Annotated in this window: 19 protein-coding genes; 9 read left to right on the top strand and 10 right to left on the bottom strand. The window is 66.6% G+C overall.

Annotated features, from left to right (window positions below; translation table 11 throughout):
• Positions 1-154 precede the first annotated feature (154 nt).
• Positions 155-448 (bottom strand): helix-turn-helix domain-containing protein, encoded by a 294-nt coding sequence (locus A9977_RS09255; RefSeq protein WP_016452551.1) that lies wholly within the window; start codon positions 446-448, stop codon positions 155-157.
• A gap of 223 nt (positions 449-671) precedes the next feature.
• Between A9977_RS09255 and A9977_RS09250 the strand changes: the two genes are divergently transcribed.
• From A9977_RS09250 to A9977_RS09210, 9 genes are all read left to right on the top strand, one after another.
• Entirely contained in the window at positions 672-1,019 is a 348-nt protein-coding gene (locus A9977_RS09250) for a DUF2958 domain-containing protein (protein WP_016452550.1), read from the top strand.
• 342 nt (positions 1,020-1,361) lie between these two features.
• A complete protein-coding gene (locus A9977_RS09245) occupies positions 1,362-2,123 on the top strand; it encodes a DUF2285 domain-containing protein (RefSeq protein WP_016452549.1) in 762 nt (253 codons plus the stop codon).
• An 83-nt stretch (positions 2,124-2,206) separates the two neighbouring features.
• Entirely contained in the window at positions 2,207-2,497 is a 291-nt protein-coding gene (locus A9977_RS09240) for an AlpA family transcriptional regulator (RefSeq protein WP_016452548.1), read from the top strand.
• Positions 2,498-2,523: 26 nt separating this feature from the next.
• Positions 2,524-3,372, top strand: coding sequence for a replication initiator protein A (locus A9977_RS09235; RefSeq protein WP_016452547.1), 849 nt, complete (start codon positions 2,524-2,526; stop codon positions 3,370-3,372).
• A gap of 253 nt (positions 3,373-3,625) precedes the next feature.
• Positions 3,626-4,264: a ParA family partition ATPase gene (gene parA, locus A9977_RS09230; RefSeq protein ID WP_016452546.1), complete on the top strand. Its 639-nt coding sequence runs from the start codon at positions 3,626-3,628 to the stop codon at positions 4,262-4,264.
• Positions 4,261-4,524, top strand: coding sequence for a hypothetical protein (locus tag A9977_RS09225; RefSeq protein WP_016452545.1), 264 nt, complete (start codon positions 4,261-4,263; stop codon positions 4,522-4,524). The genes parA and A9977_RS09225 overlap by 4 nt, the downstream gene beginning before the upstream one ends.
• A complete protein-coding gene (locus tag A9977_RS09220; protein ID WP_016452544.1) occupies positions 4,521-5,045 on the top strand; it encodes a DUF2840 domain-containing protein in 525 nt (174 codons plus the stop codon). The genes A9977_RS09225 and A9977_RS09220 overlap by 4 nt, the downstream gene beginning before the upstream one ends.
• A complete protein-coding gene (locus tag A9977_RS09215; protein ID WP_016452543.1) occupies positions 5,042-5,629 on the top strand; it encodes a S26 family signal peptidase in 588 nt (195 codons plus the stop codon). The genes A9977_RS09220 and A9977_RS09215 overlap by 4 nt, the downstream gene beginning before the upstream one ends.
• 436 nt (positions 5,630-6,065) lie before the next feature.
• Entirely contained in the window at positions 6,066-8,048 is a 1,983-nt protein-coding gene (locus A9977_RS09210) for a relaxase/mobilization nuclease and DUF3363 domain-containing protein (RefSeq protein ID WP_016452542.1), read from the top strand.
• Here the strand turns inward: A9977_RS09210 and A9977_RS09205 are convergent.
• The 9 genes from A9977_RS09205 to A9977_RS09165 form a co-directional block, all read right to left on the bottom strand.
• Entirely contained in the window at positions 8,041-8,346 is a 306-nt protein-coding gene (locus tag A9977_RS09205) for a hypothetical protein (protein ID WP_016452541.1), read from the bottom strand. The genes A9977_RS09210 and A9977_RS09205 overlap by 8 nt on opposite strands.
• A 9-nt stretch (positions 8,347-8,355) precedes the next feature.
• Positions 8,356-9,351: a branched-chain amino acid ABC transporter permease gene (locus tag A9977_RS09200; RefSeq protein ID WP_197488159.1), complete on the bottom strand. Its 996-nt coding sequence runs from the start codon at positions 9,349-9,351 to the stop codon at positions 8,356-8,358.
• Positions 9,352-9,362: 11 nt separating this feature from the next.
• Entirely contained in the window at positions 9,363-10,235 is an 873-nt protein-coding gene (locus tag A9977_RS09195; RefSeq protein ID WP_016452539.1) for a branched-chain amino acid ABC transporter permease, read from the bottom strand.
• Positions 10,236-10,254: 19 nt separating this feature from the next.
• Positions 10,255-10,971 carry an ABC transporter ATP-binding protein gene (locus A9977_RS09190; RefSeq protein WP_016452538.1) on the bottom strand — a complete coding sequence of 239 codons (717 nt, stop codon included), beginning with the start codon at positions 10,969-10,971 and terminating at the stop codon, positions 10,255-10,257.
• Positions 10,968-11,735 (bottom strand): ABC transporter ATP-binding protein, encoded by a 768-nt coding sequence (locus A9977_RS09185; protein ID WP_016452537.1) that lies wholly within the window; start codon positions 11,733-11,735, stop codon positions 10,968-10,970. Before A9977_RS09185 ends, A9977_RS09190 begins: the two co-directional genes overlap by 4 nt.
• 16 nt (positions 11,736-11,751) lie before the next feature.
• Positions 11,752-12,942: an ABC transporter substrate-binding protein gene (locus tag A9977_RS09180; RefSeq protein ID WP_016452536.1), complete on the bottom strand. Its 1,191-nt coding sequence runs from the start codon at positions 12,940-12,942 to the stop codon at positions 11,752-11,754.
• A gap of 55 nt (positions 12,943-12,997) precedes the next feature.
• A complete protein-coding gene (locus tag A9977_RS09175; protein WP_016452535.1) occupies positions 12,998-13,606 on the bottom strand; it encodes a 2-hydroxychromene-2-carboxylate isomerase in 609 nt (202 codons plus the stop codon).
• Positions 13,603-14,334: a glutathione binding-like protein gene (locus tag A9977_RS09170; protein WP_016452534.1), complete on the bottom strand. Its 732-nt coding sequence runs from the start codon at positions 14,332-14,334 to the stop codon at positions 13,603-13,605. Before A9977_RS09170 ends, A9977_RS09175 begins: the two co-directional genes overlap by 4 nt.
• A gap of 147 nt (positions 14,335-14,481) precedes the next feature.
• The gene (locus tag A9977_RS09165) at positions 14,482-15,264 is read right to left on the bottom strand and encodes an SDR family NAD(P)-dependent oxidoreductase (RefSeq protein ID WP_016452533.1); all 783 of its coding nucleotides are present in this window, start codon (positions 15,262-15,264) and stop codon (positions 14,482-14,484) included.
• Positions 15,265-15,288 lie beyond the last annotated feature (24 nt).

Raw genomic sequence — 15,288 nt, 5'->3', positions numbered from 1 at the left:
GCTGCAATCCCTCACGCCTTCGCGCCTGCGGCGCTGCGCGCTTCGCTTGCCTCCTGGGGAAAGCCCTGTGGCCTATCCCCGCCGCGCGATGCTTGGCGCCCCTGCAGTCCCCGAACCGGCTGAGCCGGATCGGCCACGCCAGCAACGTCGCACGCTATGGCGTGTCACTCTTCTTCGCCACAGTCTCCAACTCCTGGCGCACCTGCACCAGAAGCTGATCAACCTGCTGCAGGTCGTCGCCGGCATAGGCCAGCGTCAGCAGCGTGAGCGGGTGCACCTCCATGACCTCGCACAGCTCGGCCAGCTTGTTCAGGGTGGGGCTTTTGAGGTCGCGCTCCAGCGTGCTCATGTAGGTGCGGCTGGACACGTCGGAGAACGCCTCCTGGCTCAATCCACGCGCTTTCCTGATGGTCTTTAGTGCCTCCGACAATGTATGTTTCGCTGCCAACCCTGGATCTCCCCAAAATCCAAGATGACAGCCGATTGCGCCCTATAGGGCTACAATCTATAGTGTTCAACTATGCCTGCCTGCCGCTTTTGTGCTTTTACGGAAATCCGTATCTGCGGCTTCTCACAGAAGCGCAAAGCCGCATCCGTGCCTTTCCACAAACCCGCCAATGCGGTTTTGCGCTTTCACGCTTCGGCGGTTTTGTGCGAATGAGGGGACGCCCATGAACCAGCTCATCACCGAGGACGAGCGCAGGCTGTTGCTGGAACACGGCCAAGCCCGCGCCGCTGGCCGGGTCATCGACCCGCTGCCCGTGGTGCGGCTGTTCACGCCGGATGCACACGCCACCTGGCTGTTGGTGTCGCTCGACCCCGCCGACGGCGATACGGCCCATGGCCTGATCGACTTGGGGATCGGCATGCCCGAGCTAGGCGAGATCAAGCTGTCCGACCTCGCATCCATCGTCGGGCCGAGCAAACAGCCCGTGATGCGGGACCGGTATTTCCGGGCGGTGCGCCCGTTGTCGGAGTACCTGCGGCTGGCCCAGGAGAACGGCTCCATCCTCGATTGAGCCGTTCGCGCCCAGGCCAAGCCGGGCGCATTGAGACTATTTCGGTCTTGCTCCAGACCCGTCCGGTCTTAGTCCGCACTATCGCACCAAATCGGTGCCATCGTGGCGCAATCGGTCATGATGCCGGCCGTGGCATCGGGCACGGTGGATATCGCAGGAGGCGCGTATGTCCTCGCGCGCCACCGTCGCATTCAGACGATCCATGCAACCCATCCGATGCATTTCGTCTTGACACGCAAGTTACCAATCTACCAGCTTATTCACGATTGGATGCAAGTTTGATGCGGTGACGTTTGCGTGTGAAACCGGTGACGGCCGTCCTGCTCTACGGGAGCTTGCGTCATGGCCGAGCCGCACCACTTCGCGCACTGGTATCCGACCGCCGCCTACCTCTACGTCCTGTGCCTGGACACGCTCGCACTGGCCTGGGAGTACCTGCGTCGCCATCCCGACTACCGGCTCGACTGGCTGCGCCGTCATCGCCAAGCACAAGCAATGCATGAGGCTGCGCATCGCTGGGGCCTGCGTCTGCTGGAAGACCCGGCCTTGGACGCGCGTGACGCGCATCCGGCCTGGCTCCCCGGCCATGAGGCCGTGGTGCAGCTTCACCCCGATGCCGATCCGCCACCGGATGCCGAGCCGTTCGCGTTTTGGCGCATTCCCGGCCACAAGCAACTGCTCCACGACGGCAAGGGCCTGGCGCTGATCGCGCGCAGCCCCGGCCTTTGCCAGCGCTATGCGCTGGCGCCTGGCCTTGAGGACGGCATGGCCGTGGCCCATGCCTACCGTGGCCGTGGGGCCACCCACGTGCCTGACACGCCAGCGCCGATGGCTCGCCCCCGACCGCCCCCTGCGGCGCTGCTGGAGCTGCACACCCTGCAGGCGCTCGACGCCACCCTGGCGGGCGCGTCCTTGCGCGACGTGGCCGAGGGCTTGTTCGGTGCGGACGCCGCGGCCGGCTGGTACAGCGACGGCGGCCTGCGCTCCAAGGTGCGCCGCCTGGTGCGGCGCGGCGATGCGCTGATGCGCGGCGGCTATCGCCGCCTAGCACAGCTTGCGCCGCTTGAGAAGGGTCGTTTTGAAGAGGACGCAAAACGACCCTGAGCAGGAGCGCTTCGTTTTCTGAGACTGCCTCCATCCGGTTGCGCTGTGTGGCCGGAGCCCTGCAACCGATGGAGGTTCTCACCATGCGTCCTGCTCCCTTGCGGCCTGCCGCCGCACCCGCAGCTACCCCGGCCGCTGCTGCACAGCCGCAGCGTTATCTCACCAACGACGAGGCTGCCGACTACCTGCGGCTGTCGCCGCGCACGCTGGAAAAGCAGCGCGTGCTGGGTGGCGGCCCCAAGTTCCGCAAGTTCGGCCGCCGCGTCATGTACGCCGTGGCCGACCTCGATGCCTGGGCCGCCGAGCGCAGCTTCGAGAGCACGTCCGATCCCGAATACGCCGAGCAGCACTCGGCGGACAGCCGTGCGCGCTGATCACTGGCGCGCGGGTGGCCTTCGCCATGTTCAGCCCATCCGGGGCAGTCAGGCAGGAGCGCGAACAGCTCGATCTGTTTCGCGCCTTGCCGGGCGACATGGCGCCGCGCGACAGCCAGGACTTGATGGCCTTTCCGTTCTTCTCGCTGGCGAAGTCGCGGCGCACGACGCCGATCGACTTTCAGGCCGGCGGCATCACGATCCGCGTGGAAGGCACGCAGGAACACGGCATCGCCACGATCTGGGATGCCGACGTGCTGATCTGGGCGGCCTCGCAGATCGTGGAGGCGCGCGACGCGGGCTTGCGCCCGTCGCGGCTGATGCAGGCCACGCCCTACGAGATCCTGCGCTTCATCGGGCGCGGTACATCGCTGCGCGACTACCAGCGCCTCAAGGCCGCGCTGGATCGCCTGCAATCCACGACGGTGGCCACGTCCATCCGGGAGACCACGGGAAGGCGGCTGCACCGCTTCTCGTGGATCAACGAGTGGAAGGAGCTGGCCGATGCCAGGGGAACGCCCTTGGGACTGGAGCTGATCCTGCCGGACTGGTTCTATGCGGGCGTGCTCGATGCCGCCCTGGTGCTGACCATCGACCCGGCGTACTTCCGGCTGACGGGCGGGATCGAGCGCTGGCTGTACCGCCTGGTGCGCAAGCACGGTGGGCGGCAGCCGGGCGGGTGGCAGTTCGACTTCCAGCACCTGTACCGCAAGTCGGGCAGCACGGCCAAGCCCTACGACTTTGCCTGCGACCTGCGTGCGCTGGTCGCGCGGCAGTCACTGCCGGGCTACGTCCTGGGCATCGAACGGCTGGATGGCGCCGAGCTGCTGACCTTCCGGCCAGGGCGTCCCGTGCCGTCCACGGCACGGGGATAAACGGTGCGCGTCCTGTGGACGGGCTCGTGCTATCAGGCGTGCCAGGTATCGTGCTATCGGGCGTGGGACTATCGTGCTATCAGGCGTGTCCATCGGCCGCAAAGCCAATGCTGGCGCGGGTTTCGGTCTCCCTTAACTTCCCTAACTTAAATACTCTAACTGGTAGTAGCAGCGCCGCGTCTCGGTGGACAACCGCCACAGGACGCGAAGCGCAGCGGCAACAGCCGGGCTTTCCAACGCGGAGGGCCAGGCCATGATCGTCGCGCTGCTCAACCAGAAAGGCGGCGTGGGCAAGACCACGCTCGCAACGCACATCGCCGGCGAGCTGGCGATGCGCGGCCAGCACGTCGTCCTGCTGGATGCCGATCCGCAGGGCTCCGCGCTGGACTGGACGCAGCGCCGCAGCCAGCAAGGCTTGCCAAGGCTGTTCAGCGCTGTGGGCCTTGCTCGCGAAACCCTGCACCAGGAAGCGCCAGAACTCGCCAGGCGGGCCGATCACGTCGTCATCGACGGGCCACCACGCATCGCGGCGCTGGCGCGCTCCGCGCTGCTGGCGGCCGAGCGGGTGCTGATTCCCGTGCAGCCCAGTCCCTACGACCTGTGGGCCAGTGCCGAGATGGTGGCGCTGATCCGCGAGGCGCAGGTGTTTCGGCCTGCGCTGCGCGCGGCGTTTGTCATCAACCGGCGCGTCAGCACCACGGTGATCGGACGCGAAGCACGCGGAGCGCTGGCCGAGCAGCCGCTGCCCGCGCTGCGCGCGGAAGTGCATCAACGCATCGTGTTCGCCGACAGCGTGGCCGCTGGCCGACTGGCGCGCGAGACGGCGCCCGACAGCGCCGCCGCCAGCGAAATCACCGCGCTGGTGGACGAACTGCTGCGGTGGCCGTCATGAGCAGTCCCGCCAGCAAACGCACGGGCAAGCGCGTGGGCATCGGCGCGCGCCCGCCCGCGAATCCGCACGCCGAGGCGTGGATTCGCCAGGGCAGCGCCGATGACCTCCAGAAAGGCGACCTCTACACGGCCCGCCTGACCCTCGACATCACGCCCGCCATGCGGGCGCGCATCAAGGTATCGGCCTTCACGCAAGGCGTGACGGTGGCTGATCTGTTGCGCGCGCTGCTGAAGCGGGAATTCCCGGAGAAGTCTCCATGATCACACCCGTTTCGACAGCATTGCCGACGTCATCTGCCCCGCCAGTCGGCCGAGCCGATGGCGTGCCGCTGACGCGCGTTGCGCTCGCCTACATCGACCAACGCTTCGACCTCTATCTGCGCTTCGGCGATCCCTCGCGCATCATCCGATTCGACCGCTGGCGTCGCTGCGCGGTGTTCACGCCGAACGCGGTTCTCTGCCGCATCCGCTGGCAGGCCAACGACTACGGCACGATCCGCTGGCAGCTCATGGTGATGCAGGCGTGCATGCCGATGGATGGCGCGCAGCGCATCCCCGGCGTGCAGCCGGGCGCGCGCCTGTTGCTGCACGCCGAGGGTGAGCAATCGGTGCGTGCCGTGCTGGAACGCATCGACGGCATCGAAGCGCTGGGCATCACGCCTGCTACCGCCTCGCCCGCGTACTGGCGCACGCTGGGCAACCGGCTCGCGGCGCGCTTGCCGCTGCCCGAATACAGCGCCGAGCGGCACGCCGCCTGGCTGGCCGTGAGGGCGCTGTCATGAGCACGATTTCTGTTCCCACTGCTGTCACGCATCCACGCTCGCGCCTGCGCGCTCGCCTCATGCTGGCGGGCCTGTCCACCTGCGGCCTCGCTGCGCTTGCCTGGGCGTCCTTCGTGCATCCGCTGCCGCGCCTGACCTACAACCCATCCGACAGCGTGGCGGTCGGATGGTATCGCGTCGATCCGCTCGACCATCGCACCAGCTCGCCGCCACGTCCGTTGTCCGTGGGTAGCATCGTGTTGGTGCCGCTGCCCGCCGAGGCCGCCGCGCTGGCTGCGCAGCGCGGCTACCTACCGACGCGCATCCCGTTGCTCAAGCGCGTGGGCGCGATGGCGCCGCAAGAGGTGTGTATCGCTGACGGCAAAGTCCGCATCGACGGCGTGCCTTCAGCCGCCGTGTTGCCTGCCGATCGCTGGGGCCGGCCGCTGCCATCCTGGCAGCAGTGCCGTCGCCTTCAGCCTGGCGAGCTGTTCCTGCTCAGCGCGACCAATCCGGCGTCTTTCGACAGCCGGTATTTCGGGCCGGTCAGCGCAGCCGCCGTGGTTGGCGTTGCGCGCCCGGTTTGGCTGGAGTCGCGCCCATGATGGCCGCTGATTCGCTGTGCATCATCGTGCTATCGGGCGTGTCGTTCCGGCGGCGTTCCGTGTGTCGTCGCACATGCAGTGCGAGCGCATCCGCGCCGCACTTCACGCTGCCTCCGGCGCAGCCGTCCCACGTGCAGGCGTCTTGTCTCGAACACGGATGGCCTGCGGCCATCGCCGTGTTCGCCGGTGCGCTGGCTGCCGGTGCAGCCTTGCCGCCGGGCCGCAGTTGCCTGGAGCGGATGCGGGAGGCAAATGCGGAAGGCAAGACAAAAGGGGGCGGCACCTGTCGGCCCGCAAAGCCAGTCTGCACGTGGGGGTGGCGCGGCACGCAGCGGCTTCGCCGCCGTGCTGCTTGTGGCGCGTGGCCCGCGTCGATATGGGCTTGTTCGCGTGCTTCGCACGACGGACTACGCCCCAGCTTTCAGGGAGAGAAGTCATGATCAACCGCCGCGACGACGATTTCCACATCCGCCCCAGCGCGCCAAAAAACCGCGGCCAGGGCTTCGTTTCCAAGGTGCTCCAGCAGGCCGGCAAGGCCAGTGGCGGCAAGTCCTCGGTGCGCCGTCCGGCATCGGCCGTCGGCGGCAAGGCCACCGGCCAGCGGCCCGGCTCACGCCTGGGGCGCGGCCATACGGCGGCGCGGTTTGCGGGCGCGAAGCTGACACCCATGTCGCGGCGCGTGACCATCAAGACCCTACTGGTGAACCAGCAGCGGGCCAGCCCGCAATCGCTCGCCAAGCACCTACGCTACATCGAGCGCGACGGCGTGGGCCGCGACGGCGAGCCAGGCCAAGCCTACGGGCCGCAGACCGATACCGCCGACCTCGACGCCTTCAAGGAACGCTGCGCCGACGACCGGCATCACTTCCGCTTCATCGTCTCGCCCGAGGACGGCGCGGAGCTGGAAGACCTGCGCACCTATACACGGCATCTGATGAACCGCATGGAAGCTGACCTGGGCACACGGCTGGAATGGGTGGCCGTTGATCACTGGAACACCGACAACCCCCACGCCCACCTGATCGTGCGCGGGCGCGACGATACCAGCAAAGACCTCATCATCGCGGGTGACTACATCGCCGATGGCTTTCGGCATCGCGCATCCGAGCTGGCGACCGAATGGCTGGGGCCGCGCACCGAACTGGAGATCCAGCAGACCTTGCAACGCGAGGTGGAGCAGGAGCGGTGGACGAGCCTGGATCGCACGCTGAAACGCGAGGCCGGCGAAGACGGCCGGGTGCAGATCGAACGCTTCAACGAACCGAAGCTGCAACGCCAACGCCTGCTGCTGATCGGCCGCCTGCAACGCTTGCAGCGCCTGGGGCTGGCCGACGAGACGCAGCCGGGCACCTGGGCCGTCCATGCCGATGCCGAGAAGACCCTGCGCGCCCTGGGCGAGCGTGGCGACATCATCCGCACCATGCAGCGTGCCATGCGCGGCGAGCCGCGCGAACTGGCGGTGTTCGAGCCGGGCGACGATGGCCGAACCATTCTCGGCCGCGTAGCCGCGAAGGGGCTGGCCGACGAGCTGCGCGACCGTGGCTATCTGGTCATCGACGGGGTGGACGGCAAGGCCCACTACGTCGCGCTCAACACCCGCGACGAGCTGGCGAACTATCCCACCGGCGCCGTGGTGGAGGTGAAGGGATCGGCCGACGTGCGCGCGGCCGACAAGAACATCGCCGTGCTGGCGAGCGATGGTCTGTACCGCACCGACCACCACCTTGCTATCGCGCAGGGCCAGGCCGTGCCGGGCCGCGATCCGCAGGAAGTCGTCGCGGCCCACGTCCGGCGCTTGGAAGCCCTGCGCCGGGCAGGCATCGTGGAGCGCGTGGCCGAAGGGCTATGGAAGGTGCCGGGCGACCTGCCCGATCAGGGCCGTCGCTACGACGCGCAGCGCCTGGGCGGCGTGGCCGTGGAGCTGAAATCGCACCTGCCCATCGAGCGGCAGGCCCGCGTGATCGGGGCCACCTGGCTTGACCAGCAGTTGATCGGCGGCGGCTCTGGCCTGGGCGACCTGGGCTTTGGCGGTGAGGCCAAGCAGGCAATGCAACAGCGCACCGACTTCCTGGCCGAACAGGGGCTGGCCGAGCGGCGCGGCCAACGCGTCATCCTGGCGCGCAATCTGCTGGCAACGCTGCGCAGCCGGGATGTAGCGCATGCCGCGAAGGACTTGGCCGCCGAAACTGGCCTGGAGCATCGGCCCGTGGCCGATGGCCAGCGCGTGGCGGGCATCTACCGCCGCAGCGTCATGCTGGCCAGCGGGCGCTACGCCATGCTCGATGACGGCATGGGGTTCAGCCTGGTGCCATGGAGGCCTGTCATCGAACAACGACTCGGTATGCCGATTTCTGCGCAGGTACATGACGGCCGCGTATCCTGGCAAATCCGACGGCAACAGGGCTTATCTGTTATCTGAAGCCAGCAGCATATCGAGCACCCACTGCAAGGATGCGTCTACAAGCGTTCTCGATGTTGACGACCGGAATGCGCCTGATGCCCATGCCGCGCAACGCCACCTTTCCGGGGATCAGCACCTGGTCGGCCATGACACCAGCAGCGGCGTTGCGCATGTGGGGCGCCTGCAGTTGGGACGGGGTGATGCCTGCATCGGCAATGGCTTCGCCAATCGCCTCGGCGGTGAGCGATTTGAGACCGCAGTCAATGTGCTTGCCGGAACGGGTCATGCCCGTGCCAGCGACGAAGACGGGCTGCATGGAAAGCATCTAAGACTGGGCGGATGAGGAATTTGCACGCCTGCGCCGGAGGCTGGTGATCCAGCCGCTCAAGCCATTGGGGGCCAGGAAGACCACCGCGAGCAGTGCGAAGCCGAAGATCATCCACGGCGCGGATTGCGACACGCTCTCGGCCAAGTTGGGCGTGAGCACGATGAAGGCAGCCCCCAGGAAGGCGCCCCACAGGCTGCGCACCCCGCCCACGAAGCTGCCCACCAGCAGGGACACCGAGAGCAGGAAGGGAAAGTTCTCGGGCGCGACGAACTGGCCCGCCACCACGCTCAGGGCACCGGCCAGGCCGGTGAACGCCGCGCTGAGGCCGAACATCTGCGTGCGCAGGGCGGTGATGTCGAGCCCGCCCGCCGCCGCCGCGAGCGGCTGGTCGCGCGAGGCGTCCACCAGGCGGCCGAACTGCGAGCCGAGAATCCGCCGCGCCAGCAGGAAGGCGCAGAGCGCGCAGGCCGCAACGCAGGCCATGATGGCCCAGTCCGCCCGGTCGGCCAGCACTCCTGGGAACACAGGTTTTTCCAGGACGATCCCCGCCACGCCGCCGGTCAGCCACTCGATCTTTTTCCACTTGAGCGCCTGCGGTGTCACCACCGCCACCGCGAAGGTGGACAGCGCCAGATAAAGCATGGGCAGCCGCAGCGCCGGGAAGCCGAAGAGGAAACCCGCCACGAAGCACAACAGCGCCGCCACCGGCACGCCCACGTAGAATGGCCAGCCCAGGTGATGCGAGAGCACCGCCGCAGTATAGGCACCGATGGCGAAGAAGGCGCTGTGGCCGAGCGAGATCTGGCCCGTGTAGCCGGTGAGCAGGTTCAGGCCCATGATGGCGATGCCATAGATCAGCACCTGCGTCATCACGTACAACGGATAACTTTGCCAACTAAAGGACCAGGCCAGCAGCGCGAGCCCGACCACCGAGGCCGTCCAGCGCAACCAGGTGGGCGATGCCGCCGGGCGGATGTTGAGTGGGGCGTTCATGGTACTCATGCTCACACCCTCACCTGGGCCGTCTTGCCGAAGATACCGGCGGGCCGCAAGACCAGCATCGCGATGATCAACAGCATGATGCAGGTCAGTTTCAGGTCGTTGCCGACCACGTAGGCGCCCAGCAGGTTCTCCAGTACCCCGACGGCGAAGCCCCCGGCCACGGCGCCCACAGGGCTGGCGATGCCGCCCAGCAGCGCGCCCGCCAGTGCGTAGATCAGCGGCCCCATCATCATCGACGGCTCCAGGAACACGATGGGCGCGGCCATCAGCCCCGCCACGGCACCGGCCACCGCTGCAAGACCCCAGCCCACGGCCAGCACCTTGTTGGTGCTGATGCCCGACAGTTCCGCCGACGGCGCGTTCACCGCCACCGCACGCATCGCCAGGCCGAACCGGGTGAAGCGGAAGAACGCGAATACCGCCGCCAGTTCGGCCAGGGTGACGAGCAGAACGCCGACCTCGTGGGCCGACAGATAGGGTTCGGCACGGCTGAGGACGCCACCGAACGGCGTGGCGAACTCCAGCATCTCATGCCCGAACAGCCAGCCGACCAGGCTGTTCAAGATGATGAGCAGCGCGATGCTGGCCGCCACGACCGAGAGCACCGGCTTGTGCCGCAGGGGCTGGAAGATGACCCGTTCCAGCGCCAGCCCGAGCAGGAAGGAACCCACGACCACGACGGCGAAGGCCACCCACCATGATGCGCCCGCCTGAACCAACGCCCAGCTCATATAGGTGGAGAACATCGCCAGTTCGCCCTGCGCGAAGTTGACGGACGAAGTGCAGCGATAGATGAGCACAAGCGCGATGGCGAGGCTGGCATAGATGCCGCCCGCCGCCAGGCCCGAAGCTATCTGGTGAAGGAATGCTTGCATGGTGATGAACCTTTTTTGATCAGTGGCCGAGGTAGCTGCGGCGCACGGCGTCGTCTTCGCGCAGCTCGGCTGCGGTGCCCTGGGCAGTGACGCGCCCGCTTTCGAGCACATAGGCCCGGTTGACTAGGTTCAGCGCGACCTGGGCGTTCTGCTCCACGATGAGCGCCGTGAGGTGCTCGGTTTCGCGCAACTGGTGCAGGAGTTCGTAGATCTCCTGCGTCACGCGCGGCGCGATGCCGAACGAAGGCTCGTCCAGCAGCAGCATCTTGGGGCGCGTCATCAGCGCGCGCGCGATGGCCAGCATCTGCTGCTCGCCGCCGCTGAGCGTGCCCGCCGCCTGCTTCGCGCGGCTGGACAGCTTGGGAAACAGCGTCTGCATCCGGGCGATGTCCTGCTCGATGCCGTCCTTGTCGCGGCGGTGGATGGCGCCCACGCGCAGGTTTTCCAGCACCGTCAGGTCGCCAAAGGTGCCGCGCCCTTCGGGCACGTGGGCGATGCCCAGCGAGGCGATGGCGGGCGCGGCCATGTCGATGATGTCCTGGCCCTCGAAGCGCAGCGTGCCCTTGGCAGTCACCTGCTGGTGGCTGATGGCGCGCAGGATGGAGGTCTTTCCCGCGCCGTTGGCGCCGAGCAGCGCCACCATCTCGCCGGCCTGCACGTGCAGGTCGATGCCATGCACCACCGCCGTTCGGCCGTAGGCCACCGCGAGGTTGCGGATTTCAAGCCGTTGGGTCACAGCACACCTCCCAGATAGGCATCGAGCACGGCGTCGTTGTTGGCCACTTCCTCGGGCGAGCCCTGGGCGAGCTTGCGGCCAAAGCTCAGTACCGCGAGGTCGGAGCAGGTCTTCATCACGAAGCGCATGTTGTGCTCCACGATCACCATGGTCAGCTTCAATTCCTCGTGCAGGCGCAGCAGCACGTCGCGCAGTTCATCGACCTCGCCAGCGGTGAGGCCAGCGGCGGGTTCGTCAAGCAGCAGCAGCTTGGGCCGCGTCACCAGCGCCCGCGCGATTTCCACGCGGTGCTGGATGCCCACCGGCAGTTCCGCCACGCCCCGGTCGGCATAGTCGGACAGCCGCAGCGTGGCCAGGGCCGCGTCAGCCGAGTGCGCGATTTCTTCCTCGGCGGCACGGACGGCGCGCGAGCGCAGCGCGGCACCCAGCATCGACACCGGCAGCCGCGCGTGCGCACCCACCATCACGTTTTCGCGCACCGTGAGCGAGGGGTAGAGCGCCACGTTCTGGAAGGTGCGGCTCAGACCCAGCCGTGCCACGCCGTGGCGCGGCAGGCGCGTCAACTCGGCCTGGCCGAAGCGCACGCTGCCGTGGGTGGGCCGGTACAGGCCGCTGATGCAGTTGAAGCAGGTCGTCTTGCCAGCGCCGTTCGGCCCGATCAGGCCGAAGATGCAGCCCTCGGGCACGTCCATCGAGAAGGCGTCCAGCGCGACGACACCGCCGAAGCGGATCGTCAGGTCGCGTACGGAAAGAATGGGTTCCATCGCTGCGCTCGCCCCGTCAGGACGGCATCACCTTCCAGCTCGTGCCGTCGAACTGCTGGATGCGCATGTCCGGTATCGGGTGAGGGCGGGCGTCGCTGGTCTTGACACGCAGGCCCGGCAGCATCATGGGCAAATCCATGTCCAGGCGGCGCGACTGCCGCATGATGTTCTCGCGCGAGAGGTCGTTGCCGCACTGCTTGAGCAACTGCACTGTCACTTGCCCAAGGCAGGCACCGAGCACGGTGAGGTACTCCTTGGCCGCGCCTTTGTTGTATTTGTCCATGAAGGCATGCCAGGCCAGGACACCAGGGTCGTCCTTCCAGGTCGGATCGCTCGGATCCTTGAGGAACGCGGCGCTCATGATGCCCTTGACCTTGTCCAGCCCCACCGGAGTCAGCACCGCGGGCACCGAAGATGCGCTCGGGTTGATGTAGATGGCCGGGCGCCAGCCGATGTCGTGGGTCTTGCGCAGCGACTGGAGGGTGGCTTTGGGCGAACCCCACGCCACCAGCACGTCCGCGCCCGAGGCATGCATGGAGACGATCTGCGAGTCCACCGTCGGATCCGACACTTCATGCGACTCTTCGCTGATGAGCTTCTTCCCGGCGGCAGCCAGAACCTCCTTCACGCCACGCAGCACATCCTTGCCGGCGTCGTCGTTCTGGTAGAACATGGCGATCTTCGCGTTGGGCCGCGTCTGCAGGATGTGCCTGGCCAGGATGCGCCCTTCGTCGGTGTACAGGGGCAGCCAGCCCATGCTCCAGGGGAACTTAGCCGCATCATCCAGCCACGTGGCAGAGCCGGACGAAACGAAGAGTTGCGGTACTTTGGCGTTGTTGAGATAGCTGCGCGACGCCAGCCCAGTGGACGAGCCTATCTGCGCCGCGAGAAAAGCCACCTGATCGCGCTCCACCAGGCGGCGCGATTGCTCCAGGGTTTTCGGCGGGCTGTAGCCATCGTCGGCCAGCACCAGCTTGAGCTGGCGCCCATTCACGCCGCCCTCGGCGTTGACCAGGTCAAACCATGCAGACATGGTCTTGCCGACGACGCCATAGCCTGCGGCCGGGCCGCTGAGCGGCCCGGTCGAGCCGATCTTGATCTCGCGATCCGTCACGCCCGGGGTGCCTGCGCCCTGCGCGCGGACCAGGCCAGAAACGCCGGTCAGCATGGCGCCGGAAAGCATGGTGATGAATTGTCTTTTTTGCATGATGTCTCCTGTGGTGGTGGTGAGATGAATGGATGGGTGAACCCTGCTTGCGGTATCAGGCCGTCTTCCCTTGCAGGCGCAGCACGGCTTCGCGGATCAGCGGCATGCGGTCGTTGCCGAAATACATGTCGGTCTTGTCCACAAAGATGGTCGGCGAGCCAAAGCCGCCGCGCGCGACCACCTCATCGGTGTTGGCCTTGAGCTGATCCTTGATCGCCTGCTCGCCGATGCCTGCAAAGAATGGGGCGGGATCGATGCCAATGCGCTGGCACACATGGGTCAGCACCGAATCCTGCGAGATGTCCTGGTCCTCGCCCCAATAGGCTTCAAATATGGCGCGGGCAAACGGCACCATGTCGTTGCCGAGCCAGACGCAGCCGCGCATCGCCTTCACGCTGTTGACGGGAAACACCGTCGGCGGCATCTTGATCGCAAGCCCCGTCGAGCGGGCCCAATCTGCCAGATCCTTTTTCAGGTAGCGGGCCTTCTGCGGCACCGGCGTCTCGCGCGAGGCGTAGACGGTCGGATTGATCGTGTTGAAGATGCCGCCGACCAGGATGGGCCGCCATGTGACCTCGACGCCCAGTTCGTCGGCGAGCGGCTGGATGTTGTGGAAGGCGAGATAGGTCCAGGGGCTGGAGCAGTCGAAGAAGAATTCGATCATGGTGTTTCTCGCTGGTTGTTGGGCGACATGCGGTGTGCCATCTCCTTGGCCTTCTGGCCGAACATGTTCTTTCTTGCTTCGTCGTCCAGCGGCTCCTTCTCGAATTTGCCGACCGCCAGTCCCGCCTGCACTTGCGGCCGGGCGCGCACGCTGGCGTACCAGCGCTTGATGTGGGGAAAATCGTCGAGCGTGAAGCCTTGCGCCTTGTGGGTCATGGCCCAGGGAAAGCAGGCGATGTCGGCGATGCCGTACTCGGCGCCGGCGACATAGGCGCCGGTCTTGCCGAGCTGGGTATCGAGCACGCGATACAGCCGCGCCGCTTCGTCGCGGTAACGCTCGATCGCGTAGGCGATCTTTTCCTGCGCATACAGCGCAAAGTGACCATGCTGGCCGAGCATGGGCCCCAGTCCGCTCACCTGCCACATCACCCATTGCATGGTTTGGGTGAAGCCGCGCAGATCCGTGGGCAGGAAGCGGTTGGTTTTCTGGGCCAGATAGACCAGGATGGCGCCGGTCTCGAACACCGAAAGCGGGCCGCCGCCGTCGAGCGGCGCATGGTCCACTATGGCCGGAATGCGGTTGTTCGGGCTGATCGCCAGAAATTCCGGCTTGAATTGCTCGCCAGCGCGGATGTTGACCGGAGTCACCGTATAGGGAAGTCCGAGTTCCTCAAGCAGGATGGAGATCTTCCAGCCGTTGGGTGTCGGTGCGTAATGCAGGTCAATCATGGCGAATGACGCTCCTGGCGAGCTGCGGATCGACATCACGCCATGACTTGCAGTCACCCGTGGCCGGCCCCCTGACATTCCAGGCTCCCGTCGCGCGGCTTTCTCGGGTTGACGACATCATGCGCAGCTCTTCGAGGGTTCAAGGCGTCAGCGCGGCGCCATGCGGAGGGCCCCATCCACGCGGATGGACTCGGCGTTCATGTAGCCGCAAGTGACCAGAAACTCGACGGCCTGCGCGAATTCATCGGGGTCGCCCAAACGCTTGGGAAAGGGCACGCTGGCCGCCAGCGCTTGCTTGACGTTGTCCGGCAGGGCCAGCAGCAAGGGGGTGCCGAAGATCCCCGGCAGGATGGTGTTGACGCGAACGCCTTCGTCCATCAGGTCGCGTGCGATCGGCAAGGTCATGCCCATGACGGCGGCCTTGCTGGCGGCATAGCTGGCCTGGCCGACCTGGCCGTCCACCGCAGCGGCCGAAGCGGTGTTGACCACGACGCCGCGGTCGCCGTCGGCCAGCGGTTCCAGCGCCAGCATGCCCGCCGTCGATTTGGCAATGCAGCGGAACGTGCCCACCAGGTTGATCTGCACGATGCGGTTGAAGCGATCCACCGCACTCGGGCGGATCTCACCCGTTTTCCGATCGCGGCTGACAGTCTTGACGGCGTCGGCCGTGCCGGCGCAGTTGACCAAAACGCGTTCCTGCCCGATCGCGGCGCGGGCCTTGGCGAAGGCTGCGTCCACCTGCTCCTCGGACGTTACGTCCACGTTGCAGTAAACGCCGCCAAGCTCGCTGGCCAACGCCTGGCCGACGGCTTCGTTCATGTCGAAGATGGCGACCTTGACGCCATGGCTGGCCAAACGCCGGGCCGTGGCGGCCCCCAGGCCGGAAGCCCCCCCGGTGATGACGGCAGAAATGCCGGAATTGAGTTGCATGGTTTTTCCTTGAAGATGACAGAC

This window comes from Variovorax sp. UMC13 (assembly GCF_014170375.1).
In the GTDB taxonomy this organism is placed as follows: Bacteria; Pseudomonadota; Gammaproteobacteria; order Burkholderiales; family Burkholderiaceae_C; genus Variovorax.
The sequence above is the reverse complement of the archived record's forward strand: the minus strand, read 5'-3'. Positions and strand labels throughout refer to the sequence as shown.